The sequence below is a fragment of the Bradyrhizobium quebecense genome (assembly GCF_013373795.3).
In the GTDB taxonomy this organism is placed as follows: Bacteria; Pseudomonadota; Alphaproteobacteria; order Rhizobiales; family Xanthobacteraceae; genus Bradyrhizobium; species Bradyrhizobium quebecense.
The window spans coordinates 6,123,446-6,148,701 of the sequence record NZ_CP088022.1; the positions used below are offsets into that span (position 1 = coordinate 6,123,446).

Consider the following 25,256-nt stretch of genomic DNA (forward strand, 5'->3'; position numbering starts at 1 on the left):
CTCGATCCGTCACACCTTGCGGAACGGCAGCGGCGGACCTTCGAGCCTGCGCAGGCCCGGCTCGCGGCGCTCCAGCCACCAACCATACTGCTTCGGCCAGGACGCGAACACCTCGCCGCCCCCGCCGCCGAGCGCAAGCTCGGCATGCAGCGGCCAGTTCGGATCGAACAGCGCCTCGCGCCCGATCGCCACCAGATCGGCCTGGCCGCCCGCCAGGACATCCTCCGCCTGCTGCGGATGCAGGATCAGGCCGACCGCGATGGTGGCGACCTCGGCGGTGCGGCGGATTTCCTCTGCATAAGTCACCTGGAAGCCATAGCCGCGCGGAATCCGCGCCGCGGTTGCCGAGCCGAGCAGGCCGCCCGACGAACAGTCGATCAGATCGACACCACGCGCCTTGGCTTCGCGCGCGAATGCGATCTGATCCTCGAGCGTCAGGCCGCCATCGACACCATCGACCGAGGAGATGCGTACCGCCAGCGGCCGCTCCGCGGGCCAGGCGGCGCGCACGGTCTCGATGATCTCGAGCGGATAGCGCATCCGCCCGGCGCGGTCGCCGCCATAGGCGTCGCTGCGGCGGTTCGACAATGGCGACAGGAATTCGTGCAGGAGATAGCCATGCGCGCAATGCACCTCGACGAATTCGAAGCCGGCCTCCACCGCACGCAAGGTGGCGCGCCGCCATTGCTCGCGCAACGCGGAGAGCTCGTCCACGTCGAGCGCGTGCGGCATCAGCCAGCCTTCCTCCATCGGGATCGCGCTCGGCGCCACGGTGCGCCACGGCAGATCGCCGCGGGCGCGGTCGGCCTCGTCGAGTGCGGCATTGCCGTACCAGGGGCGCTGCATGCTAGCCTTGCGGCCTGCATGCGCGAGCTGGATCGAGGGCACCGCGCCGTTGTCCTTCAGGAAGGCGGCGATGCGTTCGAGCGGCGCGATCTGCTCGTCGTTCCAGATGCCGACATCGCCGTGGGTGATGCGCCCCTCGGCGGTGACCGCCGCGGCCTCGACCATCACGAGCCCGGCGCCGCCCTGGGCGAACTTGCCGAGATGCACGAGGTGCCAGTCATTGGCGAGGCCGTCGGTTGCCGAGTACTGGCACATCGGTGAAATCAGGATGCGGTTTCGGGAAGTCACGCCGCGAAGCGTGATCGGCTGAAACAGAAACGGCTGCGACATCGGGTCCTGCGGGAACGTGGTGGCGGGAAAATGGCGGCGGAAAACTAGGCGGCGCGCGAGCTGATCGCAAGCCGCGCCGCAGCGCAGGCGGCAAGACCAGCGCGCATGCAGCGCGTCCACAGCGGCGCGATCCACAAACCCGCAACACCTGCTGCACAAATTTGTCCCGGTTGGTAAACATTTTCCGACATCGCCGGGTCACGCCACGGATCGCAATTCGCGCCTGACATGCCTACATTGCCGACATGAAAAAAATCGGATTCCTCTCGTTCGGGCACTGGACGCCCTCCCCGCAATCCCAGGCCCGCTCTGCCGCGGATGTGCTGCTGCAATCCATCGACCTCGCGGTCGCCGCCGAAGAGCTCGGCGCGGACGGCGCGTATTTTCGCGTCCATCACTTTGCCCGCCAGCTGGCTTCGCCCTTCCCGCTGCTGGCGGCGGTCGGCGCGAAGACCAGCCGGATCGAGATCGGCACCGCCGTGATCGACATGCGCTACGAAAATCCGCTCTACATGATCGAGGACGCCGGCGCGGCCGACCTGATCGCGAGGGGACGTTTGCAACTCGGCATTAGCCGCGGCTCACCCGAGCAGGTGATCGATGGCTGGCGCTATTTCGGCTATCAGCCGGGCGAAGGCGAGACCGACGCCGACATGGGCCGCCGTCATGCCGAGATATTCCTCGACATGCTGCGCGGACAAGGTTTTGCGCAGCCGAATCCGCGGCCGATGTTTCCCAACCCGCCCGGCATGTTGCGGCTCGAACCGCTCTCGGAAGGCTTGCGCGAGCGCATCTGGTGGGGCGCCGGTTCGAACGCCACCGCGGTCTGGGCCGCGAAGCTCGGAATGAACCTGCAGAGCTCGACGCTGAAGAGCGACGAGACCGGAGAGGCCTTCCATATCCAGCAGGCCGCCCAGATCCGGGCCTACCGCGCCGCCTGGAAGGAAGCCGGTCACAGCCGCGAGCCGCGGGTCTCGGTGAGCCGCAGCATCTTCGCGCTGGTCGACGACCGCGACCGCGCCTATTTCGGTAACGGGCAGGAGGAGGACCAGATCGGCTTCATCGACGAGCGGACGCGCGCGATCTTCGGCCGCGGCTACGCCGCCGAGCCGGAGAAACTGATCGAGCAGCTCAAGACAGACGAGGCGATCGCGGAGGCCGACACTCTGCTGCTGACGGTGCCCAATCAACTCGGCGTCGCCTACAACGCGCATGTGATCGAGAGCATTTTGACTCACGTCGCGCCCGCCATGGGATGGCGCTGATCACCCCCGAAGGATGATGCACCCTCGGCCACTTGCCGGCCGCTCCCGAGTTCCGGCGGAACTCCGTTCTCAAACGCGGAGAACTACGGAAACATAACTGCGCGTTGTGAGAAGAACAGGTCGAGTACAGTGCGTTAGGCGCGCACGTTGCGTGAACAGACCGCCGTAATATCCCGGGATCATTCCGCGCGGCCAGTTTGTGGATTTGCCCAGGTCAGGAATCCCGATCGCGATTGCGGCGCGTGAGATCGAGACGATCGACACGCTCGTCAATCCGCCGGTTCAGTTCCTGATCCTCGCTCGAATTCCTGCCGCGACGGGCGCGAACGACAAATACGCATCCGATCAGAACAATCGCGAACAGCGCGTAGAGCCACCATTCCATACATCGATCTCAAATGAACGCTCGCGGATACGAGCGGAAAAGGTCATCGTTCAGGCTTGCCGGGACGCACCGGCCTTGGCGCATAAAAGGGGTTAACCAGGCAGGTTGCCGGATTGCCCGCAGCGCCGGCCTGGCACTCCTTCATCGACATGAAGATACAATCCATTCGGTCGCCGACCAGTTCCCCGTAGACACGCATGCAGACGGGATAGCGAGGATCATACATTTGTGCCGATGCCGGCTTCGTCATGCAAAGCGCGCCCAGCGCGAACAGCAGCGCTCCAAGCAACCTCACGTCGAGTCTCCTGCTATTGCCGTGAAACACATTGTCTTGCCGACAGGAGTATCCCGCGCAATTTAGCCTTGGGGCTGACCTTGGGGCTGGAGCGGGCGAAGGGAATCGAACCCTCGTATGCAGCTTGGGAAGCTAACTCTTCTCACGCAAAAACAAAAGGTTAATTGCAAAACCGGGACAAATCGGACCAAGTCGCGTCAAAGAGATAGTGCGGAAAAGCAAAACGCAAATTTCGAACCGCTTTATCACTCTGTCTATGAGGGGCGGAAGAAATTAGGTCATTACCTTCGCATCTCTCCAAAGCGGTATGCCGCCTACGATACGTTAGACCGGTCTCTGGGGCTCTTTGGCAAGCGCCGCGACGCTTGGTCGGCCGTCAGCCGGGCGGCTTCCGGGGTCGAGCAATGAACGACCTTTCGACCGCGGCGGCGGCGCTCTATAAATCCGTCAATTCCGCAACCTCGCCTGAAGAGCTCAACACTCTGTTAGATGCCATCTGGCGTCGCCACTGGCCCATGGGGGCAATCAGCGATGATGAGGCTCAGTTTCTCGCTGAGGCCATTCAGAATCGGAAACCGGAGCGCGGACTCATCGCGCAGTCGCCCATCGTCAAACTTCACGCGCGCTTATCGTCACGCTTTAGGACGCGGCAACGGCCACGTTCACCGGATCGTCAGGCCTCGCGAGATCGGCGGCGCACGCTGGGCAGTTCGTCATCCATGCCGCCTGCAATGAGAGCGATGTTCACTGAAGGGCAACGCGCCGTGCTCGCGATCGTTGCCGGCGAGGTCAAACATCACGGCGTCTGTGATCTGCCTTACGACAAGATCGCGGCCATCGCTGGAGTATGTCGGACGACCGTCCAAACTGCCATGCATGAAGCCCGCCGGCTAGGTTTCATTCACATCATCGAGCGACCACAACGGAGTAGGAAGAATCTCACGAACCTGATTCGCATCACGTACACTGAATGGACGACATGGATCAAACGCGGACCTACGGCCCACCGACCGCCCTCCTGCGAATTGCCCGCAGCTGGTCTGATAGGGTCCAAAGCGGTGAAAATGGTGAACCCCACGAAGAACACAGATACAAGAAAGAAGCTTTGCGCGAAAATTGCTGGAGCAGCTCACTCCAACGATCGACGACAATCGATTCGTCGAGCGTCGCTACCAGATTCCGTTGACGGGCGATCACAACAACCGGGTGTAAAAGCCTGAACGTCAAAGTCTGAGGCCTCTCCCTCATCCTTTTGCCAACAATTCTCGAAGTCAGATTTCCCTCGGATCGTGGCTTGGATTGATGTGTTGAGGTCCCTGTCAGTAAAGCGCGCTGAGGTGGTCAAAAGTCTGGGTTCGACTGTCGGAGACCCACTTCCCAGACTCCGGTAAAATCGTGGAGCTAAATAACAAAAAGCCATTGGGGAGGCGCGACGACACATGGCTCCGGCTGGCGCGGTGGGGGGTGGTAAATTCCTCATCGCCTTCCACCTCGCGGACCGGCCTCACTCTCACTCAGGGATTTTTTTTCGATGCAGTCATAATTTCGGTCCGAGCGACCAAAGCTTGCCAACAAGCCCAAAAAAAACGCTGATAATCTCAAATGCTTACCGATTACCAAAAGACGACGTGCTAGGCGTCCCGCCAAAAGCGAGCATTTGTTTTCAGGGCTCGTTCTAGATCAGTCTCGCCTAGACGTTAGACAGTCTCGGACCGCTACTATGAACCACCTGTGCTGGATAGCGCGCGACAGTTGTGCCCGATCGATGATTGAGAACATGTGCCGCGTGATGAGCTATCGCTGAAAGTTGGTGACGGCGGGAATCGGGAAGGCGGCATATCGTGGGGGTGCTTGACGCCTCCACTTCTCCACCGAAGGAGCGATATGCCGTGTCCAAAGATAACATCATCAAGTTGATTCAGCCAGGAAACGTCGACGATCAACTCACCGAAATCTTGCGCAATGGGGCGCGTGCTCTGTTGGCCCAGGCGGTCGAGGCCGAGGTCGCGGACTTTCTCGGCAAGCATGCCGATTTGAAGACTGCGGACGGCCACCAGCGCTCGTGCGCCACGGTCACCTGCCGGAACGCGAGGTGATGGATGGTATCGGTCCGGTCGGCGTCCGCCAGCCGCGTGTACGCGATCGCGAGGCGGAGGCTACCGATCCCGACCGCATCCGGTTCTCTCCGTCGATCCTGCCGCCCTACATGCGCCGCTCGAAATCGATCGAGACGCTGCTGCCGATCCTTTACCTGAAGGGTATCTCCACCGGCGACTTCTCCGAGGCTCTGGCGGCGCTGCTCGGCAAGGATGCTGCCGGGTTGTCGGCATCCGCCATCGGCCGTCTGAAGGACGGTTGGCTTGACGAACACACCGCGTGGCAGAGGCGCGATCTGTCGGCGAAGCGCTACGTCTACATCTGGGCCGATGGCATCCATCTCCAAGCACGCCTCGAAGACGAAAAGCAGTGCATCCTGGTGCTGATCGGCGCGACGCCGGAAGGCCGCAAGGAACTGGTCGGCTTCACCGATGGCGCCCGCGAGAGCGCGCAGGACTGGCGCGATCTGCTGCTCGACCTGAAGCGGCGCGGGCTCGGCGTGCCGCCGCGGCTCACCATCGCCGACGGCGCGCTCGGGTTCTGGAAGGCCGCCGGCGAGGTCTGGCCGAAAACGCACGAGCAGCGCTGCTGGGTACACAAGACCGCCAACGTGATCGCCAAGTTGCCGAAGAGCCAGCAGCCTAAAGCCAAACGCGCGTTGCAGGAGAGCTGGATGGCCGAAACCAAGGCCGCCGCCGAGCTGGCGTTCGACGCCTTCATCGAGAGCTATACGCCCAAATACGAGAAGGCGGCCGACTGCCTGAGCAAGGATCGGGACACGCTACTGGCGTTCTACGACTTCCCGGCCGAACACTGGAAACACCTGCGGACCACCAATCCCATTGAACGCACCTTCGCTACCGTGCGCCACCGCACGATCCGATCGAAGGGCTGCCTGTCCAACAGAACGGCGCTCGCGATGGTCTTCAAACTGCTTGAGGCCGCGCAGAAAAGTCGGCGTCGTCTCGATGGCCACAACCAGTTGCCAAAACTCGTTCTCGGTGTGACATTCAACGACGGGATCGAGGTCATCGCCAAACCGACTGACCGTCAGCCCATAACCGCCGCCGCCTGACCGGCCGCGCCGTCACCAAAATTTGGCGAATAGCTCCGCGTGATACGCATAGACTCGAGGGAGGGAGAGAATCTAGAAAAAGAATTGCTCGTCTGCTGCGGCTCAGGTCTTCTCGCTAGGCGAGAACATCCGAATCTCCAGGGCTCTCAGTATCACGTAGGCCATGCAAATTAGCCCAAACCGCCAGCCCGGGGCAGTTGCTGCCCCTAAAGGAATGCGCTTTCAGTCCTGTAAGAGCGACCACTCGTATACACGGGGGGTGCCCGCTTTCGAGGGCAACGCCGACACGCGGCCCCTCCCCAGGGATGTCGCCTTGTGGACCCAAAGGGGGGGCGAGCCGATCTGCAAGGTCTTGCCGATCGGCCCCTCGACCTACCACGCCCATGTGGCCAAACGGCGCGATCCGGCCCAGCTGTCGGCGCGCCGCCCGGCAGGACGCGGCGCTGAAGATCGAGGTTCAGCGCGTCTTCGATCACAACTTCTCCGTCTATGGCGTGCGCAAGGTCTGGCGACAGCTCAAGCGCGAAGGCTTCGATGTTGCCCGTTGCATGGTGTCGCGACTGATGCGGGACATGGGTTTGCAAGGGGTGATCCGCGGTAAACCCGTCAGGACCACGATCAGCGACAAGGCCGCGCCATGCCCGCTGGATCACGTCAACCGCCAGTTCAAGGCGCCACGGCCGAACGTCCTTTGGCTCTCCGACTTCACCTATGTCGCGACCTGGACCGGCTTCGTCTACGTGGCCTTCGTCATCAACCGCCTCTACAAGGCCGAGGTGATCCATCGTGGTGGGCCATGGCGCAGCTTCGAGGCTGTCGAGTTCGCCACCCTGGAATGGGTCGATTGGTTCAACAACCGACGGCTCCTTGAGCCCATCGGCAACATACCGCCGGCCGAAGCCGAGCAACGCTATTACGCCATGCTGGGACAACCCGACATGGCGGCATAACTTAAACCAAATGGCCTCCGGCAAACCCGGGGCGGTTCAAGTCATGCTAATTCCTGGCCCCGATGAAGAAATCGAGACCGTTCGCTTTATCTACGAGAGCTTCGCGCATCACGCCAAAAGTGAGCGCGAGATTGCATCCTACCTCAATGACAAGGGTCTCTTCACCGATCTCGGTCGCCCCAGGAGTAGGGCCACTGTGCAACAGATCCTGATCAACGAAAAATATGCCGGCAACAACGTCTGGAACCGTTGCTCCTGCAAGCTGAAAAGCCACCGGGTTTATAACCCACCCGAGCACTGGGTTCGACACGACAAAGCATTTGACTCGATCGTCGACGACGAGACTTTCCAGGCAGCACAGAAGATCATCAACGATCGCGCCGAGAACTATTCCGCTGAAGAGCTACTAGATCTGCTGCGGGGCTTGCTCGAGAAGCACGGTTACCTGTCCGGCATCATTATTGATGAATTGGAGTTTGGGCCCTCGAGCAGCGCCTATGGGATTGGTTCAATCCATTGAGATGATTTCGATCGACGCGATCGATGTGGTTAACCCACGGGCTCGCAACCGGCGTGTCTTCAAAGAGATTGTCACCAGCGTTGCAGAACTCGGGTTAAAGCGGCCGATCACGGTGAAAAGGAAGGCGGGTGACGGCGAGCAGCGCTACGACCTTGTCTGTGGTCAGGGGCGGCTCGAGGCCTACCAAGCGCTTGGGCAGCGCGAGATCCCGGCGCTCGTCATCGATGCAACCAATGAGGACGGCGCGATCATGAGCCTGGTTGAGAACTGCGCCAGGCGCCAACACCGCTCGATCGACCTGTTGCACGACATCGACGGTCTGCGGCAGAGGGGATACGAGTTCGATAACATCGCCCGCAAGACGGGGCTGACTGTCGAATATGTCAGGGGCGTCAGCAACCTGTTAGAAAGTGGCGAGCAGCGGTTGTTGCGCGCGGTCGAGGCCGGGCAATTACCGGTCAGCATCGCCGTCTTGATCTCCCAGGCTGAAGACAGTGACGTCCAGAATGTCTTGCAACACGCATATGAGGAGAAGCTATTGCGCGGCCAGCGCTTGCTTGCGGCCAAGAAATTGATCGAGCAGCGGCGGCGTCGCGGTAAGGGATACAAGACCGGCCCACGCCGGAGCGACGACGCTCCGATCAGCTCGAATGCCCTACTGCGCGCGTACCGACAGGACGCCGACCGTAAGCGGGTCTTGGTCCGTAAATCCAACAGCACAAAAGCGCGGCTGTTTTTCATCCTTGAGGCGTTACGGAAACTGCTTACCGAGCCGGACTTTCTGACGCTTTTGCAAAGTGAAAAACTCGATACCTTACCGAAGAACCTTGCGGTTCGGCTGCACGGCCAGGGTTGAGCCATGGCGCGGCGGCCTCACATTGCAGTCCGGATGAGCTTTGAGGAGCGCACGCTCGCCGTCCGACATCCAGCCCCTCAAGCTGGTGTCGGAGGAGGTCAAGCGCTCGGCACAATACCGGCAGATCGCGGCCTCGATTGCGGAAATCGGGTTGGTCGAACCTCCGGTTGTGGCGCGGAGCCGAGACGCAATTGGCAGATTTCTGCTGCTCGATGGTCATCTGCGGCTGGAAGTATTGAAGGATTCCGGCTTGGTGGAGATCGAATGTCTGGTGTCAACCGAAGACGAGGCCTTCACCTATAACAAGCGGGTCAACCGGATCGCGATCATTCAGGAACAAGGCACTCAATGTCGACGTCGCCAGCATCCGTCGTCGCCGCAAGCTGTTGGACGGCATCAGCGCTCAGGCGGTTGAGCTGCTCAAAGAAAAACATTTGACGCTCAATACCTTTTCAGAGCTGCGCAAACTGGCGCCGATCAGGCAGATCGAGGCCGCTGAGCTGATGATCGCGATGAACAATTTTTCGAACAGCTATGTGCGTTCGTTGGTGGTGGCGACGCCACGCGGTCAATTGGCGGCCGGCTATACACCGCGCCAGCCCAAGGGGCTGTCGAACGAGCAAGTTGCGTTGATGGAACGGGAATCCGCCTCGCTCGCCCGTGAGTTCAAGGTCGCCGAACAGACCTATGGCACCGACCATCTCGATCTGGTCCTGGCGATCGGCTACATCTCAAAACTCCTGCGCAACGGCAAGGTCGTTGGCTATCTCGCAAAACACTTCCAGGAGCTGCTGTTTGAATTCCAGCGAATCACGGAATCCGAAGCGACCCTGGCCTAGCGGCCCTGTCTGCAGTCCTTTATTCAAACTGTATCGGTCTTTATGGAGTGCATCTTCGCCGGGCGGCCGACCGTTCGTCATGAGTGGTTCTAAAACAGCGCGTTTGCATGTGAGGAAGGCCGTTCTTCGCTCGGCTTGAGCAGAAGGGTTTTTGCGGCATGCAGCCGCGCGATATCCCTATCGGCGGCTTCTAAAGCACCAATCATCCCAATGATCGTTCCTGCAATTTACGGTCGGCGCGACAGCCCAGTACAACTATCGGCTTGACGCCGGAGGATTTACATATTTAAGTAGCCCTATTGGCAGTCGACAACCAGATGAAGGGGGCGGCTGTGACTGATATTTTTATTTCTTATTCCAGGGACGATGACGCTCCTCCACCGGACAAGCCGGGCCGAAAGGGCTTTGTAACTTTTCTGGACGATGCCATCCGCTACGAATTTCAGGAACTTGGCCCTGACCGGCCGTCGACTTGGCGTGATACACGACGCATTTCACCCGCCGACCAATTTACGCCTGAGATCGAGGAGGCGCTGAAGACAGCCTCGTTCCTGCTCGTTGTTCTTTCGCCGAATTGGATGGCAAGCAAATGGTGTCGACGGGAACTCGAGACGTTCGCCCGACACCACGGGCCAGACGGGCTTCGCGAGCGCATCGTTGTAGTTGGGAAACGGCACATCGATCCCGACAAGCGACCGTCCTTGTTGCAAGGGCAGGTCGGGTTCCGGTTCTATGTTCGCAATGAGGATCCGGAGGATATAGCTGGAGACCTTGAATTCTTCGACCGCGGGGAGCCGCGCGACGAGCGCTATTGGGAGGGCCTTAAAGCGCTAGCCGCCCACCTGGTTAAACGCAGGCCCCGGCCAACCCTATCTCCAATCTACGCTCCGAGCGGCAGAACTATCTTCGTTGCAAAGCCGGCCTCTGACATGCGCCGAGGTTACGATCGAATAGTGTCGGAACTCACGGGCAAAGGTCACAGAATCCTTCCCGATCCCAAGGATGACATTCCACTCGACCGATCGGTCAATGCCATCGACGAGGCCCTAGCCGACGCGGAGATCGCCATCCATTTGCTTGGTGAGAAAGCTGGTGAAGCGCCAGAGGATGAGCTTCCGATGGTGAAGCTGCAGCTCTCACGGTCAGCGGCGAAAACATCGCAAGCAGCTCCTGGAACGTTTCATCGGGTAATCTGGGCACCCAGCATCTGGACGACTTCCCTGAATGCGAACCAGCTGCAGGCCGAGAAAAGGCGGCATCCGCTGGAGGTGCTAGCTCGGTTTGATCAGCAACTGGCGACGGATAAGGTTGAAGGAGACAGCCTGAGCAAGTTTGTCGATTTCGTGAATCAGCATCTGTTGCTTATCGTTCCGCCGCGGTCAATCACGCTGCTGCCTTCCGACGCTCGCGACGTGCGTCTGTTCTTGTATCACTCTCAGGAGGACAGCAAGTACGCGCTAGCCTTGGCTCAAGCGCTCCAACAGAGAAAGCTAGAGGCGATGCTTCCAGCGCTTGAAGGTCCGGAAGCCGACCTCAAGAGCTTCAACAGCAAACAACTTGTCGAATGCGACGGCGTAATTGTTTGCTGGGCTTCGGCGTCGGAAGTCTGGGTCCGTGCACAAGCCAGTGCACTTCGCAACTGGAGCGCTCTCGGCCGGTCGCGACAATTCAGTTATCGTGCTGTTGTGGCTGCGCCACCGCCGGGCGAACGAAAGCAGGCAGGCAAGTTGCTATTTCCCCCCAGTGAGATTGACATAGTTGTCGACATTTCCGACAAGGAGATACCGACAGCAGACCTCCTTGACGTCTTAGTGCCCGCCGCTGGAGCGAGGACCCTATGACGGAGCTCAAGGCCAGGATCGTTGCGTCCCTCGCTCGACCATTCCCGGGCCTCCGTCCCTTCGGCTATCAGGATCACGAGTTTTTCTTCGGACGCCAAGACCAAATCTATGCGCTTTATAGGCTGATCGACCGCTTCCGATTCATTGCCGTAGTTGGTAGCTCAGGGAGCGGCAAATCGTCACTTGTTCGGGCAGGACTCCTACCACTGCTTGACACCGAAACGAGTGAGGTTGGCGGACGCAACTGGTTGTGGCGCGAAATGCATCCAAGTGATGCTCCGCTGGTTCGTTTGACAGAATTGGTTGCTGGCCTGTCGACGGACGATGACCCTAAGGTAGCCTCTGGACGACGCGACCGAGTGGCTTCGCAACTCCGTCGATCAAGCTTCGGACTCTCGGAAGCTCTGAGCGAAACCACATGCGTGGTAGGTAAATCGTTTGTATTAGTGATCGACCAGTTCGAAGAGCTATTCCGCTACGCAGGAGACGGGGACAGTACGACACTCACCCCAGATAACGCGCATGCGCGCGACGAAGCCGTGCAGTTTGTCCAACTACTGCTCGAGGCAAGCCGTTCCCCGCTCAATCGTATCCATGTGGTATTGACCATGCGCTCCGACTTCATCGGAGATTGTGCTCGATTTCATGGATTGCCGGAGGCCGTCAGTGAAGCTCAATTTCTCGTGCCCTCGCTGACGCGCGACCAATTAGAAGAAGTTATCCGCAAGCCCATCGAAAAGGCCGGAGCCATCATTGATCCGCAACTCGTCGAAAGGCTCTTGAACGACTGCAGCACCGAGATGGACCAGTTGCCAGTTCTACAACATTGCCTTTCCCGACTGTGGGAGGAGAGCGGTAGGGCGCCGGCCGCCAATTGGGATAGGTTGGAGACTTCGCAAGAGACCCGCTCCCCTCTAGAGACTGACCGGCGCATAACGTCGAACCATTACAAGAACATCGGTGGATTTGCGGATGCCCTCTCGAAGCACGCTGATGAAATACTGAAAGAACTACCCGGGCCCGATCTGCAGCTCGCAGTAGAACAAGTGTTTAGGGCACTATCCGAGTTCGACAAGGAAGGTCGCGCAACTCGGCGCGCACTGACATTCTCTCAAGTGACGGCGGAGACCGGCGCCGATAAGTCTATCGTATGTAAGGTATTGGACCGCTTCCGTTCAGAGGATTGCTCCTTTCTAAGTCCTCCGCCCTCCGAAGTTAAGGAGATTTCCGACCGCACACGAATCGACGTTGGTCATGAGGCGCTGCTTCGACGGTGGGATAAGGTGTGCGGGCAGGGAGCGGAGCTTGGATGGCTCCGTGTAGAGCAACAGGCTGGGGAGCGCTATCGCGCCCTGCTCGCGATGACGGAAGGCGAAGATGCAGCGCTCCCGGCACACCTTGTCGATGAACGGTGGGCTTGGTGGAACGCCCGTCCCCGAACAGCGGCCTGGGCTAACCGTTACGGCGGCGGCTTTGCGCGCGTCGAAAGGTTGCTGCTGAAGTCGCGTCGTAGGCAACGCTTGAAGCTGCTTGCTGTAGCTGCCGCCTTTGTCGCTGTTGCGGGAGTCGCTGCGATCATGTTCACGCTGTGGCAAGCCGGCAACAGGGCGCGACTTGAAGCAGATTCCAACCGTCTCAACACGCTTCGAGCCTTTCAAGTATCTATTGGGAGGCTCTCTGGATTTCTCGATGACGGCACGATCAGAGCGAGCGGCGCTGGCCAGATCCTGCAAGACGCAAAGTTGACTCTCGATAATATCGTCGCCAAAGCGGGCGAACACTCACCCGACTTGGCCGAGATTGAAATATCGCTGCTTCTCGCCGCGTCCGATGTGAAGGAAGCCTTGGGAGACGAGGATGCTCTCGACTTAGCCCAGCAGGCTGAAGAGCTATCGAAGACCTTCCTACAAAACTACCCCGACAGTTTGAAATTTAAACACCAGCTTTATGCCAGTAAGTTTAGGATTGGCGATCAATGGGCGAAGGCACTCAAGGAAAACTCGGCTAAAGCTGAGAGGGAATACGCCGACGCGGTCGATATCGCTAGGCAACTCGCCCTAAGCGCCCCTCGAGATTCAAGTTATCAACGCGACGTGATCTTTACCTTGAACAAGGTCGGCGACATTCACCAGTACCGAAAAGACTGGAGTGGGGCTTTGGACCGTTATAACGAAGGGTTAAGTATTGCACAGACTATTGCCGACGCTTATCAGATCGCCATTGAGATGAACCGAATTGCGCAGATTTTCAGCGCTAGAAAGCAACCAGGCGACAAACAAGCAGCGCTCGACGAATACCACAACGCATTATCTGTTCTTAATCAGCAACAAGAGAAGACGTGGACGGCTGCACTTGCGTCCAACATTGCGAATACCCACCGTCGAATCGGCGAATTACTCGACGATCACGATGACGCTCTGCGCGAGTATAAAGCGGCGGTAGACACGCGAAAGAGGCTTTATCAGCTCGATCCAGGAAACATCAACTGGTGTATAGGCCTGGCGACTGATTACACCCGACTGGGCGACATCCTCGTGCAGAAGCAGGACTGGCGCGAAGCCTCAAACAGCTACAATGAGGCAGTTAGAGTCGCCGAAGTCATCCTCTCAAAGACCCTCAGTTCTACCAGATGGAAGGAGAATATAGGCTCCTTGAACGGAAAGCGGGGAGATGTCCTTATGTCCTGGTGGAATGAGGTCATAAATCGACCCGATGGGCCAGAGCTCCTGTTCACCAGCGCCGCACTGGAACGTTATCACTTGGCAGCTCAGAGTTACGAAAGCTTGCTCAACATCGCATCTCCCCCCTATCGTCAATTATTCGACATGAAGCTCAAGATCGCAGACGTTCTGGTACGCCAAAAGAAATTTAGTTTGGCGCTCGGCGCCTATGACTCAGCTTACGAGATTGCGCAGAAGGCAGCTGCGATCCAGGCGGTTACAGGTTGGCAGATAGCCCTCTCTAAGTCGCTTGAAGAGGCCGGAGACTTCCTTGCCAGCGAAGCCAACGGTGGCGTCGCCACTGTAGGCGAGATCAATGCGCGGGCGTTTTATGAAAAGGCGCTTGCAAGCATCCAGGCGACACCGGGTAAAGAAGCCGAAGCTTCGCAGATTGTGTCTCGAACAGCAGACCTAAATGCGAAGCTTGCGAAGCAGCAACCTTTGATCCAGTCGCGACACTAAGCTACGTTTTGGGCGAGCCATCTTCATTCGCCCATCCCTTGTTATGGAAGAACTCGGCCTTTGGGTGATCGGACTGCGCCCAGGGAGTCCACGAGAAGTGGCAAGCGAGACGACATCGGTGACGATGTCAGGACAAGATATCCGGGATACGTCGCCAGGCCCAAGAGGACCGCAAATGTCGTCCATAACAAACCAGCATCACCGACCCACGCCGACAGGTGGGCGAGCAAGGCCAAACCAGGCAATAGCGGAAATGCTCACTCCCTGCCGTAAGTTGCCCAAACGATGGCGTCCAATTCCGCTATATTCTTAGCTGGATACCCTGGATTGCCTCGCAAAGCTGCTCGAAGCTTCAGCGCCAGATCCACGTATCGTTCTCCTTCGGTCGACCCACGAGGCGCCTTGAAGCCGGTGTCGCTCATATACTCCCACACGGGATTATTCAAAACGGGATACAGATCGGGAAAGCGAAGGCACAGCATTTCAGAGAAGAACGCGCCTCTCGCGGCGACGCCCAATTCGTTCAGGCGATCGACCTCCGCAACCAACACGTCATCGCGTTCTTCTGGATCGCAATCCTCAATGGCAAGGAAACTGCGCGAAAGTTCCTGGAAGTTGCTACTCTTGCCGGCCCGCTCCCATCCGCTTCCCTGCAGGCGGTCACCCACTTCATGGCTCCAGTATTTCGGTAGCCGCTCGTAGAAGTCGTCGTTCGTGACTCGCTCGGCAGCACAATCTCGAATGAGCTTCATCAAACCAGCCTTATGCTTGCTGTACTGAGAGAGTTGCTGCCTTCGTTGCTGAAGCAATCTCTTCATGCCCGTCGGCCGCGGGAGTCGAAGCGGCACGACTTCGGGACGGGCGCCATTGGTTGAACTTCCCGATTCTCCGCCGGGCATCCTAGGAGCTTCTTTGTACTTTTTGAGCCAGTCCTCGGAAACAGGCACGCAGGCGTGTTCGATATCCCGCACCCAACGCTTCGCAGCGACATAGTTGTTGTTCGAGATTTCGCAGAAGACGTTAGCCTCGTAGTTGCCATCAAATGCGGCTCGGGTGAGATTCGACGATCCAACAATTGCAAAGTGCTTGCCATCTGTGTTGGTCCAGAAGGCCGCCTTGGGGTGAAACCCTTTGATTTGCTCAGCCACCTTGAAACAGTTCGCCCTCTTACCCCTCGGGAGCCAGGCCAGCACTTTAAGGCATGCAGCCTTCCGCGTAATGCCGAAGTCCTTACCGATAATAATTCTGAGCCGTCGGCATCGCGAGTTTAGCCTTAGTCGCTCATCCCAGTCCGTGAGGTACGCGCTTACAATGTATAGTTCGACAGCGTTCTCGAACGCAGTCTTGTAGTTTATCGCTAGGCCCGCATGCCCATTGGGCCGGTGCAGCATTAATTCCATTTTATTCGTCCAAGAGTTGCAGCGCTATAAATGCACCAAAGAAATGTAACTCTGCAATCGGCATCACACACTGCACAAGTATCGCGAGCAGCGGTATTGCCGGTCTACGCACTCAAGAAGGATTTCGGAGCGCGGCCTCGATGTAATCAGACATCGCCTTCAACCAGGCTTCTTCGTGGATAGGGAGAAAGTCCTTAAGCCTAGGCATCTTAGCCGAGGCAGTTCGCACAGCCGATTCTTTGCCGTGATTGATTTCTCTGACGAAGCCACCAATGAGCTTGGCGATCACTTCGTTATACTCTCGCCCAATATTTGTCCGCCCCCACCAAGTCGCTGGTCCAGCATCCAGATATCCAGATTTGTCGATAGTCCCCAGGTTGAGCGGGTTACCGTCCGGAAATGGATGCTTAAGATTCAATGCCCTCTGCCAGTCGGCAGTAACTCCGAGTGCCTCCGCTTTTCCTAAAAAGCTCCTCAGGGCTGCTGCCATACCCGCATCGCGCTTATCGAGGAGTTCATAGAACTCATCTTCGCCCAAACCGATAGAGCGAGGCTTATCCGAAAGCTGCAAAGCCGGAGTGACCCTTTCGACAATAATCTGTCCTCCACCTTGCGCGGCGATCTGAACTACTCCACGTTCGATTAGCGCTGTCTTTGCCAGAATTGATGGTGTGATGACTCTGGTTGCATTGTCAGCGCTCTGGTAGATGCCAAGCTCTATTAGGGCGAATATAAATCGATGGCCGGCATGGCTCTGCAGGAGTTCGACCAACTGTTCTAAATCCTCACGAATCCCATCGCCGACAACAGCTATGATGGCTCTTCCTCGCTTTAGATTTCTAGATATCGCGTCTATGAATTCGGCTTCGTCAAGCAGGCCATCCTTCTCATTGAGGATCGCATATAGAGACTTTGCAGCTGACGGTATGGCGCGGCGAGCGCGCATAACCGCAGCATCGAACTCCTCATAATTCAAGCGGAAGATAGCCGCTGCATACTCCATTGCTTGAGCGACGACGGCCCGCCGAGCTTCCGGGTTACGCCAAAGCTTCGCTTCCACGAACACCAGTCCACCGTCTACTGTCGCGAAAACGTTGTCCATTGCGCCCGATCTACCGGCGCCAAACGTGAGGGGAAGCTCACGACATAGTGGAACGACATCACCAAACCCCGGTTCTATCTGCTCTATAGGAAGCAACTCGGGATGATCGAACAGCAATTTTTGAAGCCAAGCTTCGTCATATCGACCGGGAACGAGCTTGGCCGATAGGTCCACTCGACTCAAGGGACTGGCACGACCATCGGTGATAATAAGGGGTGCACCGTCGCGACGTCGCATAACATCTCCAGTAACAGCGGCCGGCAATCGACAATCAAGAGAATCAAACGGCCACAGCGTACCTCCACAACGGACGATTGCAATCGTCTCATCTAGGTTGATTCACGCGACCATTTATCTGCGGCCACCGCAATCAATTTGCCCAGAGCATTGACGAGTAGTCTGTGAGGTCACCACGAGGCGCAGAGACTCAGTAAGTATCTATCTCGCCGATATCCTCATACTCTTCGCCCTCATCAAGATCGTCGAGGCCATCGAAATCCTCAACCTGGATTGCTTCACGCATACGCCTCAAGCGCGTGTTCTCGTTCCGTAGGCTGCGCAAGGTCGCGGTGATGGAATTATAGCCTCGCCTGATGTCGAGGAACTGCACGCGTTTAGATCGCAGCGGACTGAAATAAGAGTCTCTCGTGATAAAGCCATCATCGACGCCGGGAATGAACCCTTGTGTGACGGCCTCGTAGGCGTAGAGCCACATGGAGCTGCGCAGGCCATCCCCTGTCAGCGATTCGTCCCAAAGAGAGCGGTCGACATCACCGCGTACAAGGCCCCTGGCGTCAAGGCAAACCACAAGAAGTGCGATAAACGCATTTTCGACTAAGAATAGCGGCGTCAAGCGGTGAGCCGAAAGAACCAGGCCGACGCGCATCACCAGGAATAGAAGCCAGATGATCTCACCAGTCCGGTTAGCCCGGGCCAGGATGGGAATTCGATTTTCGATGAATTCCTTAAGGATTTCGAGCTGCACATCCCCATGAACCACCTGTCGCAGTAGGCACGCTTCCACCAATAGCGAAATCAGACTCGGATTTCGACGATAGGCGTTAATTAGTGCGAACAGGAGGGTCTTCCAGTGATCGGCGTTGACGATGGCCGAACGCGCGTGTTGAAGCCCGAACTTCTCCACATTCATGTCGGGGTGAGCGACGCATATGCGGCCGAGCTGATAAAGGAAATGCTGTAGCGCGCCTGCCTCAATCCGAGTCACCGACGGCGATGGGCGTGGAAGATGCGCAAGAACAGCCTGCTGCCATCCCGTGTTCTGACGGAGCGACGTCGGGTGAATTGCCGACTTTTCACTGTTTAGCTCAAGTTCGAAAATCGCCGCTGATTGACGTAGCGCGGCTAGTAGTTCTTCACCGCTAGCCCCGTTCGGGCTGCTGAGCGTGTAATCATCTATGTAACGCGACGCGTCTCGGCTCCCGATGATCAGGCGCTGCTGGAGATGCGCATCCATAGCGGATGCCACGACTTCTGCAATCAGTCGCGACGTATCTGGACCGACCGGAAGACCTAGCGTTTGGCCGTCCTGGGCGTTGCGGCATAGGAGGTCGATCACGTTTCCATAGTGTGTCCAGCCTCGGTTTCGCTTAGCGAACTGCTTTCCATGGATCGACCAAGGGACGGCATGGGTATAAATTGAGTGGAAGAAGGCACGAACGTCTGCCACGACATACTCCTCGCGGCGAGACGAAAGATTGACGCGGAAGTCGTCTCTAAGCTCAACACTCGAGCGCATCAGGGCGCGGGATCCTGACCAGTCGAAGACCGGCGGCGAAAGTGTGATCTTGGACGCGCGCGCTCTACGGCGTAGATCGACATAGTTGTCGGCCAGGACCCTCGAGAGCAATAGGTGAGCAACGGGGTTAGGTACGCCATGCCGGCGATCCTCTTTGCCGAAACGCGGAAAATAGAACCAAGCCGGTTCCGATACGAAGGCATAGTGGGCTGGGTCTCCCCGCCGAGTTAGTGGCAGGGCATCGATCGCTGCGAGTATCGACGTACGATACCTAGCAAGATCTTCGGACACGAAGCACGGCGGCAGTTCGGGCGCAAAATAGCCGTGCGAGGCAAGGCGCCTGAGGCGCTCGGATTTGGTCTTGGCGCTCATTTTCGCTGGTATTCCCCGCTCTTGGCCAGTTAACATCATTGCGGCTGCCGCTGGCAATGGCGACTCGTCAGCTTTGCTGAACTCACCGTTGGTCACCTGGTTGCGCATCGCACAGCCAGCACGTGAAGGAGATTCGTGCTCTGGCAGGTGCCGCGTCTGCGGCGCCTTCGGCATCACGCCAATGGCACGCACAAACGGACCACTCGCGATGTTCATCGCCGGCCCCTATGGGGTTTTACGCACGCAAGCAATTTTGCGTGCTCCCGGCCTGGGAGAGCCACAGATCAATGCCTACATTGTACTCTAGCCCGTCTTATTCATGATTGCCGGGCGGGGCAGCTGGAACATTTCCGGTCGGGGTGAAGGCGCGCGCGAACGCTTCGGCTTTTTCGCCGCTTTTCGACCCGACTTCGTGAACGCGTTGGAGGACGGCAGCGGGGTGACCGGGGGCTCATGCCCCGCGCGTCAGGGTGCTTGCGGGACCAGAGCGTTTGCCAAGCCGCGGAACAGGTCGGCGTCGGGGCACGCCGCAGCGAAGGCGAGACGGACGCGGGTGGCGGTCTCGATGACGCGGGCTGCGATCTTGAGAAGCCTGAGCCTGATCGTGTTGAACTCGGCCGTTGCCAGATCGCGCGGCTTTGGGATGGCATCGCGCACGGCGAGGATGAGCCAATAGGCGGCGGTGTGGAAGACGAGGCGGACCTGGTTGGCGAGCGCCGAGCGGCAACTGGTGCGATCGGAGGCGAGCTGGGTCTTGTGCAGCTTGATCAGGTTCTCGGCCTGTCCGCGAGCGCAATAGAGGCTGTCATAGATCCACTCAGCCGAGCCGATATCCAGGCTGGTGACGACGTAGCGGACGTCGAGCCCTTGTTGGGTTGCCTCGATGCGGGCGACGACGCGGCGCTCACGATGCCAGGAGCCGGCCGCGTGGCGGGTCTCGGTGTAGCCGCGAACCACGATCTTGTTCTCGATCGCACGTTCGGTTCGAAATGCATCACAGACCTCGTCGACCTTTCTGGCGAGCGGCTTCGTGCCGGCTAGCGCGAAGATGTAATCGACGCCGTTTTGCTCGCAAAAAGTCATCGCCTCGGGGCCGGCGTAATGGCTGTCGCCGCGGAAGGTGATACGCGTATCGGGCCAGCGCCGGCGAATGCGCCGAACCAGGCGGCGCAGGTGTGCCCGCACCTCGCGGCCGCTCGGCGTCTTGCCGGGGCGCAGGATGACCGCAACAGGCCGGCTGTGCTCGGTGTCGTAGACGTGGATCGGCAGGAAGCAGTGTTCATCATAATGGGCGTTGAACAGCGAGAGTTGCTGACGGCCATGCACCACGTCGACCGTGTCGTCGATGTCGAGCGTGATTGCGCTCGGCGCTCGCGCGTAGCTGTCCATCCATAGGTCAACCAGCACAGAGCTCAGCCGGATCACCTCGCGCAGGTGTGGTGCATTCTCCAGGCGCGATAGGGTCGGCTGCGAACACAGATCCCGGCCAGTGTCCGGCAGTCGGCCGCAAGCCAGCTTGAACGCTGGATCGCCGCGTAAACGATCGAGATCATTGCCATCCTCGTAGCCACACGCGATGGCGAAGATGCGGGCGCGGATCATATCCGCAAGGCTGTGCACGATGCGTCCCGGATCGCGCCGCTCGGGGAATACGCAGGACAACTTCGCGGCCAAGCCGAGGCGCCGGTCCGCCATGGCCAGAAGCATGACGCCGCCATCCGACGTCAGCTTGCCGCCGTCGAACGAGGCTGTGATCTTCTTGCGGGAAACGGCTGGAAATGAGAACGGCAGACTCGTATCGTCGGTCATGGCGAGTGTGGCGGCCCGGATGCGCGGAGGGTGGGTGTCAGCAACCGAATCCTACGCCATCTCAGCGGCTTACGCCACGCTCGCCAGCCTCTCAACAAGCCGCTGATGAATAAGACGGGCTAGTCAAAGAGCGCAAGGCCGCGCACGGTTCATCCGTATGAGATGTTATGGAAGAATTCGGTCAATGGCTGACAAATGTCAGCTGGATGCTCGCAGTTCTGCGTACCCTTCGATCCCGGACCAAAGCATACAAGACCCGCATCGCCACGACCGGGACAGTGAAGGATTATGTGTGCGCCTGTTACTCACTCAGTACTTTCCTGACAAAGGCTAGCTGTCCCTGACGCTTGATCAATCGCTGCTGGCAAGCATCGCAACAAATCACCTTTTGTTGTGCTCCGCCGCGATCGGCAAAGACGAGTTCTAATAGCCAGGTCGAAAAGCTCTCCGGCGCGCAGTGCGTCTTGGCCCGCTAAAATAGCCGACTAAGAAGTCGCGGAAGCATTCACGGCTCGTTGCCAAAGTTGCCATCCTGCCGATTTGAGCGAGCTTCTGGCTCGACGCGGCCAACGCCTCGTGAATCGCGCGCGCTCAACTGCCCGATCGGCCATAAACTTGAGAAGACCGCTGTCGCGGCTGCTTCTCTGATCGAAAAGGAGAACCGCGACAGAGGCCTTACCGTCTCGGCCGGCGCGTCCGAATTCCTGGAGATAGTCCTCGACTGAGGATGGATGCTGCCAATGGATGACCATGCGAACGTTTGGAATGTCTGGGCCCATGCCGAACGCACTTGTGCAGATGACCCGCCCGGTGTTGCTTCAAATTGGCTCTTTCGAGCTATTCCTGATTTAGCTGGGTTTTCAAGGGAGATGGGCGTGCAATTGCGATGGGGACGCGGGTTTTTTAGGGCTTGGATTGTCATATCGGTGTTGTGGATAGGCTTAGCCGTGATGATTGCGAAGCCAGAAGCGTATCCGGCGCTATGGCACCGTACGAAGTATACGGTGACCAGCCCCACCGGTCAGCAAATTACCGTCGATGCTTCCATGACACGTGATCAACTAACGCAGACGCTGGATGCCGGAATACAGCAAGAAAAGGTGAGATCGGGCCACAAGGTCGAAGCGGGCACACGCGAGGCCATCCTCAACCACATCGATACAATGCTAGAAGCAGGGGATCGGGCTTTGCAAGTCTGGCTCATCACCATCATCCCGCCAGTGGCCTTGCTGTTGCTGGGCATTGCTATCGGCTGGATCATTGGCGGATTTCAAAAGGACAAGTCTCAACCCGCCTGATCCGAGCTTGCGCCGAGCGGCGCCGTCGATGTGCGTGGCCACGGCGTGCCTTCACTGTCTCGTTTCATGACTCGAATGTCTTCGTACGACAGCGGAGTGCGGCATGACCAACAAGCGCAAATCTCGCCGATCGCAGTCTGCGTCGCCGAACGCAATTGTGCACTCTGCACGTCCGTCCCGTGGATAAGTCTTAATTTCCAGTGGCTTGAGTCAGATTCGATTTTGAGAATTTCCGGTTCCGGATCATGAGTCACAGAGGTTGTTACAACCGAATCGGCTCAACCGGAGATTCGTATTATGAAAGTGACGATCACCACCACCGGCAAGTCAGACATGGCCGGGAAGGCAAAGTTTCCGATCAAATGCCCGAAGTGCGGCCATAAGAGCGACCAAACCCTCGCCGACTTGAAGCGAAACCCTGTCCTCACTTGCAGATGCAGCCACAAGTTCAAAGTCGAGACCGAAGGGTCCGCAAAGGCTGCCGAGGACGAGATCAAGAAGCTCGACCGGGCAATCAACGATCTTTTCAAGAAGCGATAGGCGCTCAGAAAGCTCCCGAATCCACGCCAACCTCGTCTCCCCGACCGTCAGGCTGAGCGTTGGGAGATATTGATGATCCATTAAGAATCACCCGCTAAGAATGGGCCAGATGTCCCACCACGGCACATATTTCCGCGCTGGTTAAGAGCACTTAACCTTTTCTTTGGAGGGTGTGAGCTTCGTTGACGTCGGCTTCTGACGAGCGATTTTTCTTAGTCTCCCGTCAAAGCGCTTTTCGTTGTCGTCCGTTTCCGAGTCGCGGGCGGCTTGCTTGAACCTGTCCAGTTGCGTTGGTTTCCTAGCCCGAGTCCACCATGGCAAAATTCCTATTCGCAGACGAGGCCGGCTGCTTCACTTTCAAAAGGGTGCAGGGAGCGAGCAAATACTTCATGCTTTGCACTATCTGTACTGACGACTGCACGCTATCGCACGAGTTGCTGCACATACGCCGTGAACTGATCGTGGGCGGCGACGTGGATCGGGACAAATTGCACGCGACTGCCGATGCACAATCAACGCGAGACGCGGTATTTGCGGTGCTCGCGAAGCATCCACTTCGCATAGACGCCACTCTCCTTGAGAAGAGCAAGGCGCAACCGCAGACCAGAACAAGCGATGCCATCTTCTATCAGTATGCCTGGTTCTACCATTTCAAGCACGTCGGACCGAAGGTAATTGTGCCGAATCAGAAGCTCCTGATAACGGCGGCTGCCCTAGGCCAAAAGAAAACGAAGGCGTCATTCAAGCTGGCGCTCAACAATACCATCCAGCAAACCACCCCTAGGAACAGCTGGGAGGTCAGCTTCATGGATTCGGCAAAAGATCCAATGCTCTGGGCCGCCGATTACTGCGCTTGGGCGATCCAGAGAAAATGGGAAAGCGGCGATGACCGCTCTCACAAGCTAATCAGTGCCAAGATTTCATCTGAGTTCGACCTTTGGGCACATGGAACACGCCACTTCTACTGAAGTGATTCTCTAATAAATCATTGATTTTCCTGGGAGAAATATTTCTCCATCTGGGATTCCAATCGTGAACCACCGGAGTTATATTGTGGACGCGGCCCTTACTTGGCGAATGTGCCCCCGGGCACCGTTTGGCCTCATAAGCCAGACTCAGCCAAAACTAGCGGGCCGCGTCTTTTTTTAGAGACTCGTTTCCTCTGCGACGAAACGAGTTCCCGATAGGTAAGCTGCTTGCCGGTGACAACCAGGATTGTCTTCTCGGCCCGGTCCCGATCATCCACACCAAGCGCAACACGGTTGCTGTCGAACTCCAAGAGACAGCGGTGCACATGCTTCTTGCCGCAGTACTGATAGACGCCTTCTTGGGCGCTAGCCCTCGCTGATTGGACTTAAGAACTGCTGTTACAGTGATGCGGTAGGATTTCGAGCCTCTCAGCGTGGCTATGGGCACCGCGAAAAATCTCGAGCAAAAAAGTAGAAGCGGCTAGCCGCACGAAGTTGTCTGTTCACCAACGACACCGAAGCCGTCGTCAGCGTTTGGTTGCTCGCCGGGTTCACGAGCGCCAAAGTCGGATGAACAGGCAGAAACCCATGTACGGGCCAGTCAGGCACAACAAATTCAGCACTGGAAGTGCGTACGATTCCCCAATCTGCCGTGGGCTTTAGTTGGCGAAGATATCGCCCCACCAGGAAGTGCACTCGCATGCCGTTCACGATCCGCGAGGGAACAGTGGATCCTCGAAAGAAGGCATATCCGACTTTTTCTAAGCTTTCTTCTTCATCTGCTGTAAAGGCGCGGCCGGGAACGACGCCCTTGAGCAAGAAGTCTTGAGCCGGCTGGACGCGAATCTCAGCGCGGGCCATCCAAAGCGCATAGAAGGCATTAATGATGTGCATCTGCGCTTGATCTAAGCTCAGAACATCACCTGCGATTATCAATTCAACCAGACGCTGGAAGTCGTCTTCCAGCTTCTTCATGAATCCAACTTCCGAGCCGTGATCCCAAGCTCGGGTCGAGCAAAATATATCGTCATTTGGTTTTGCGCGCCGGATTACATTTTTTGGCCGCACCATATGAATTTGCACTCTGCCATCGACGCCGGCAAACCTTGGGCCTCTCAAATTTAGGCATTTTCATTGAGCTGTTGGTTGACTGACTCCGCCGCTCTACCATTCAATGCACCCCGCGCCCAAGTGTAAATGACGGGCGATGCTTCAACCGCTGCCATTCACTTGAAGTTTGCAAACTCTCTGCCTAGCGGGACCAGCAGCCCAGGCAAAATACTTCACGCCGAGCCAGCCGAGCGTGTCCGTGGACCGGTCCCTAAGCATGAGGGTCCCTGAGGAATTGACCACCCCCCACCCCTCGTTCCACCTCAGTCGGCGCAAATGAGTCGTTAGGCCAAGTGGGCTTTTTGTTTTTATTTCCGAACATTTTGCGTGTGAACCTTGGGGACCGGTCGACGAGAGCAACTCGTAGACTTTTGACCCACCCCCCCTGTTAAACGTAACGGTGCGAGAGGGCCACGACTT

At 57.9% G+C, this 25,256-nt stretch carries 19 protein-coding genes and 2 pseudogenes; 13 read left to right on the top strand and 8 right to left on the bottom strand.

The annotated features are described in order from the left end of the window. Nucleotides 1-9 precede the first annotated feature (9 nt). Complete coding sequence (locus tag HU230_RS29570; protein ID WP_176528786.1) at nt 10-1,176, bottom strand: NADH:flavin oxidoreductase/NADH oxidase; 1,167 nt, start codon at nt 1,174-1,176, stop codon at nt 10-12. A 245-nt stretch (nt 1,177-1,421) separates the two neighbouring features. Between HU230_RS29570 and HU230_RS29575 the strand changes: the two genes are divergently transcribed. Further along, nucleotides 1,422-2,441 carry an LLM class flavin-dependent oxidoreductase gene (locus HU230_RS29575; RefSeq protein ID WP_176528785.1) on the top strand — a complete coding sequence of 340 codons (1,020 nt, stop codon included), beginning with the start codon at nt 1,422-1,424 and terminating at the stop codon, nt 2,439-2,441. A gap of 428 nt (nt 2,442-2,869) precedes the next feature. Here HU230_RS29575 and HU230_RS29580 read toward each other — a convergent pair whose 3' ends face one another. Beyond that, nucleotides 2,870-3,121, bottom strand: a complete 252-nt coding sequence (locus HU230_RS29580; protein ID WP_176528784.1) for a DUF3551 domain-containing protein — start codon at nt 3,119-3,121, stop codon at nt 2,870-2,872. A gap of 404 nt (nt 3,122-3,525) precedes the next feature. On the opposite strand from HU230_RS29580, the gene HU230_RS29585 reads away from it, so the two are divergent. The 9 genes and pseudogenes from HU230_RS29585 (at nt 3,526) to HU230_RS29625 (ending at nt 14,481) form a co-directional block, all read left to right on the top strand. Beyond that, nucleotides 3,526-4,341: a helix-turn-helix domain-containing protein gene (locus HU230_RS29585; RefSeq protein WP_176528783.1), complete on the top strand. Its 816-nt coding sequence runs from the start codon at nt 3,526-3,528 to the stop codon at nt 4,339-4,341. Nucleotides 4,342-5,010: 669 nt separating this feature from the next. Next, nucleotides 5,011-6,293, top strand: a pseudogene (locus HU230_RS29590) (IS256 family transposase). A 328-nt stretch (nt 6,294-6,621) separates the two neighbouring features. Further along, nucleotides 6,622-7,243, top strand: a pseudogene (locus tag HU230_RS29595) (IS3 family transposase); the annotation flags it as partial. 10 nt (nt 7,244-7,253) lie between these two features. Then, entirely contained in the window at nt 7,254-7,763 is a 510-nt protein-coding gene (locus tag HU230_RS29600; RefSeq protein ID WP_176528782.1) for a recombinase family protein, read from the top strand. After that, nucleotides 7,741-8,619 carry a plasmid partitioning protein RepB C-terminal domain-containing protein gene (locus HU230_RS29605; RefSeq protein ID WP_176528781.1) on the top strand — a complete coding sequence of 293 codons (879 nt, stop codon included), beginning with the start codon at nt 7,741-7,743 and terminating at the stop codon, nt 8,617-8,619. The genes HU230_RS29600 and HU230_RS29605 overlap by 23 nt, the downstream gene beginning before the upstream one ends. A gap of 40 nt (nt 8,620-8,659) precedes the next feature. After that, nucleotides 8,660-9,034, top strand: coding sequence for a ParB N-terminal domain-containing protein (locus HU230_RS29610; protein WP_224943700.1), 375 nt, complete (start codon nt 8,660-8,662; stop codon nt 9,032-9,034). Then, complete coding sequence (locus HU230_RS29615) at nt 9,006-9,458, top strand: plasmid partitioning protein RepB C-terminal domain-containing protein (RefSeq protein WP_234633841.1); 453 nt, start codon at nt 9,006-9,008, stop codon at nt 9,456-9,458. The genes HU230_RS29610 and HU230_RS29615 overlap by 29 nt, the downstream gene beginning before the upstream one ends. Nucleotides 9,459-9,757: 299 nt before the next feature. Beyond that, the gene (locus HU230_RS29620) at nt 9,758-11,299 is read left to right on the top strand and encodes a toll/interleukin-1 receptor domain-containing protein (protein WP_224943703.1); all 1,542 of its coding nucleotides are present in this window, start codon (nt 9,758-9,760) and stop codon (nt 11,297-11,299) included. Next, entirely contained in the window at nt 11,296-14,481 is a 3,186-nt protein-coding gene (locus tag HU230_RS29625) for an nSTAND1 domain-containing NTPase (protein ID WP_176528779.1), read from the top strand. Before HU230_RS29620 ends, HU230_RS29625 begins: the two co-directional genes overlap by 4 nt. A 257-nt stretch (nt 14,482-14,738) precedes the next feature. Here HU230_RS29625 and HU230_RS29630 read toward each other — a convergent pair whose 3' ends face one another. The 5 genes from HU230_RS29630 to HU230_RS43875 form a co-directional block, all read right to left on the bottom strand. Next, a complete protein-coding gene (locus HU230_RS29630; RefSeq protein WP_176528778.1) occupies nt 14,739-15,881 on the bottom strand; it encodes a phospholipase D-like domain-containing protein in 1,143 nt (380 codons plus the stop codon). A 112-nt stretch (nt 15,882-15,993) separates the two neighbouring features. Further along, nucleotides 15,994-17,220: a hypothetical protein gene (locus HU230_RS29635; RefSeq protein WP_176528777.1), complete on the bottom strand. Its 1,227-nt coding sequence runs from the start codon at nt 17,218-17,220 to the stop codon at nt 15,994-15,996. 190 nt (nt 17,221-17,410) lie between these two features. Then, the gene (locus tag HU230_RS29640) at nt 17,411-19,327 is read right to left on the bottom strand and encodes an RNA-directed DNA polymerase (protein ID WP_210284164.1); all 1,917 of its coding nucleotides are present in this window, start codon (nt 19,325-19,327) and stop codon (nt 17,411-17,413) included. Nucleotides 19,328-19,576: 249 nt separating this feature from the next. Further along, complete coding sequence (locus HU230_RS29645; RefSeq protein ID WP_176528776.1) at nt 19,577-20,920, bottom strand: IS1380 family transposase; 1,344 nt, start codon at nt 20,918-20,920, stop codon at nt 19,577-19,579. Between the two features lie 485 nt (nt 20,921-21,405). Then, a complete protein-coding gene (locus HU230_RS43875; RefSeq protein WP_176528775.1) occupies nt 21,406-21,699 on the bottom strand; it encodes a helicase-related protein in 294 nt (97 codons plus the stop codon). Between HU230_RS43875 and HU230_RS29650 the strand changes: the two genes are divergently transcribed. The 3 genes from HU230_RS29650 to HU230_RS29660 all read left to right on the top strand — a co-directional run bounded on the left by HU230_RS29650 (nt 21,661) and on the right by HU230_RS29660 (nt 23,726). Then, nucleotides 21,661-22,218 carry a hypothetical protein gene (locus HU230_RS29650; RefSeq protein ID WP_176528774.1) on the top strand — a complete coding sequence of 186 codons (558 nt, stop codon included), beginning with the start codon at nt 21,661-21,663 and terminating at the stop codon, nt 22,216-22,218. The two genes, HU230_RS43875 and HU230_RS29650, sit on opposite strands and share 39 nt — an antisense overlap. Before the next feature lie 297 nt (nt 22,219-22,515). Beyond that, nucleotides 22,516-22,758 (top strand): hypothetical protein, encoded by a 243-nt coding sequence (locus HU230_RS29655; protein WP_176528773.1) that lies wholly within the window; start codon nt 22,516-22,518, stop codon nt 22,756-22,758. A gap of 314 nt (nt 22,759-23,072) precedes the next feature. Further along, nucleotides 23,073-23,726: a DUF3800 domain-containing protein gene (locus tag HU230_RS29660; RefSeq protein WP_176528772.1), complete on the top strand. Its 654-nt coding sequence runs from the start codon at nt 23,073-23,075 to the stop codon at nt 23,724-23,726. A gap of 438 nt (nt 23,727-24,164) precedes the next feature. On the opposite strand, the gene HU230_RS29670 is transcribed toward HU230_RS29660, so the two are convergent. After that, a complete protein-coding gene (locus tag HU230_RS29670; RefSeq protein ID WP_176528771.1) occupies nt 24,165-24,701 on the bottom strand; it encodes a hypothetical protein in 537 nt (178 codons plus the stop codon). Between the last annotated feature and the right edge of the window lie 555 nt (nt 24,702-25,256).

Excerpts from the sequence above, each read along its gene's own strand:
- HU230_RS29570 (WP_176528786.1), bottom strand. The coding sequence starts at position 1,176 with ATGTCGCAGCCGTTTCTGTTTCAGCCGATCACGCTTCGCGGCGTGACT.
- HU230_RS29575 (WP_176528785.1), top strand. The coding sequence starts at position 1,422 with ATGAAAAAAATCGGATTCCTCTCGTTCGGGCACTGGACGCCCTCCCCG.
- HU230_RS29585 (WP_176528783.1), top strand. The coding sequence starts at position 3,526 with ATGAACGACCTTTCGACCGCGGCGGCGGCGCTCTATAAATCCGTCAAT.
- HU230_RS29600 (WP_176528782.1), top strand. The coding sequence starts at position 7,254 with ATGGCCTCCGGCAAACCCGGGGCGGTTCAAGTCATGCTAATTCCTGGC.
- HU230_RS29605 (WP_176528781.1), top strand. The coding sequence starts at position 7,741 with ATGGGATTGGTTCAATCCATTGAGATGATTTCGATCGACGCGATCGAT.
- HU230_RS29625 (WP_176528779.1), top strand. The coding sequence starts at position 11,296 with ATGACGGAGCTCAAGGCCAGGATCGTTGCGTCCCTCGCTCGACCATTC.
- HU230_RS29630 (WP_176528778.1), bottom strand. The coding sequence starts at position 15,881 with ATGGAATTAATGCTGCACCGGCCCAATGGGCATGCGGGCCTAGCGATA.
- HU230_RS29635 (WP_176528777.1), bottom strand. The coding sequence starts at position 17,220 with ATGCGACGTCGCGACGGTGCACCCCTTATTATCACCGATGGTCGTGCC.
- HU230_RS29640 (WP_210284164.1), bottom strand. The coding sequence starts at position 19,327 with ATGAACATCGCGAGTGGTCCGTTTGTGCGTGCCATTGGCGTGATGCCG.
- HU230_RS29645 (WP_176528776.1), bottom strand. The coding sequence starts at position 20,920 with ATGACCGACGATACGAGTCTGCCGTTCTCATTTCCAGCCGTTTCCCGC.
- HU230_RS29650 (WP_176528774.1), top strand. The coding sequence starts at position 21,661 with ATGGATGACCATGCGAACGTTTGGAATGTCTGGGCCCATGCCGAACGC.
- HU230_RS43875 (WP_176528775.1), bottom strand. The coding sequence starts at position 21,699 with ATGGGCCCAGACATTCCAAACGTTCGCATGGTCATCCATTGGCAGCAT.
- HU230_RS29655 (WP_176528773.1), top strand. The coding sequence starts at position 22,516 with ATGAAAGTGACGATCACCACCACCGGCAAGTCAGACATGGCCGGGAAG.
- HU230_RS29660 (WP_176528772.1), top strand. The coding sequence starts at position 23,073 with ATGGCAAAATTCCTATTCGCAGACGAGGCCGGCTGCTTCACTTTCAAA.
- HU230_RS29670 (WP_176528771.1), bottom strand. The coding sequence starts at position 24,701 with ATGAAGAAGCTGGAAGACGACTTCCAGCGTCTGGTTGAATTGATAATC.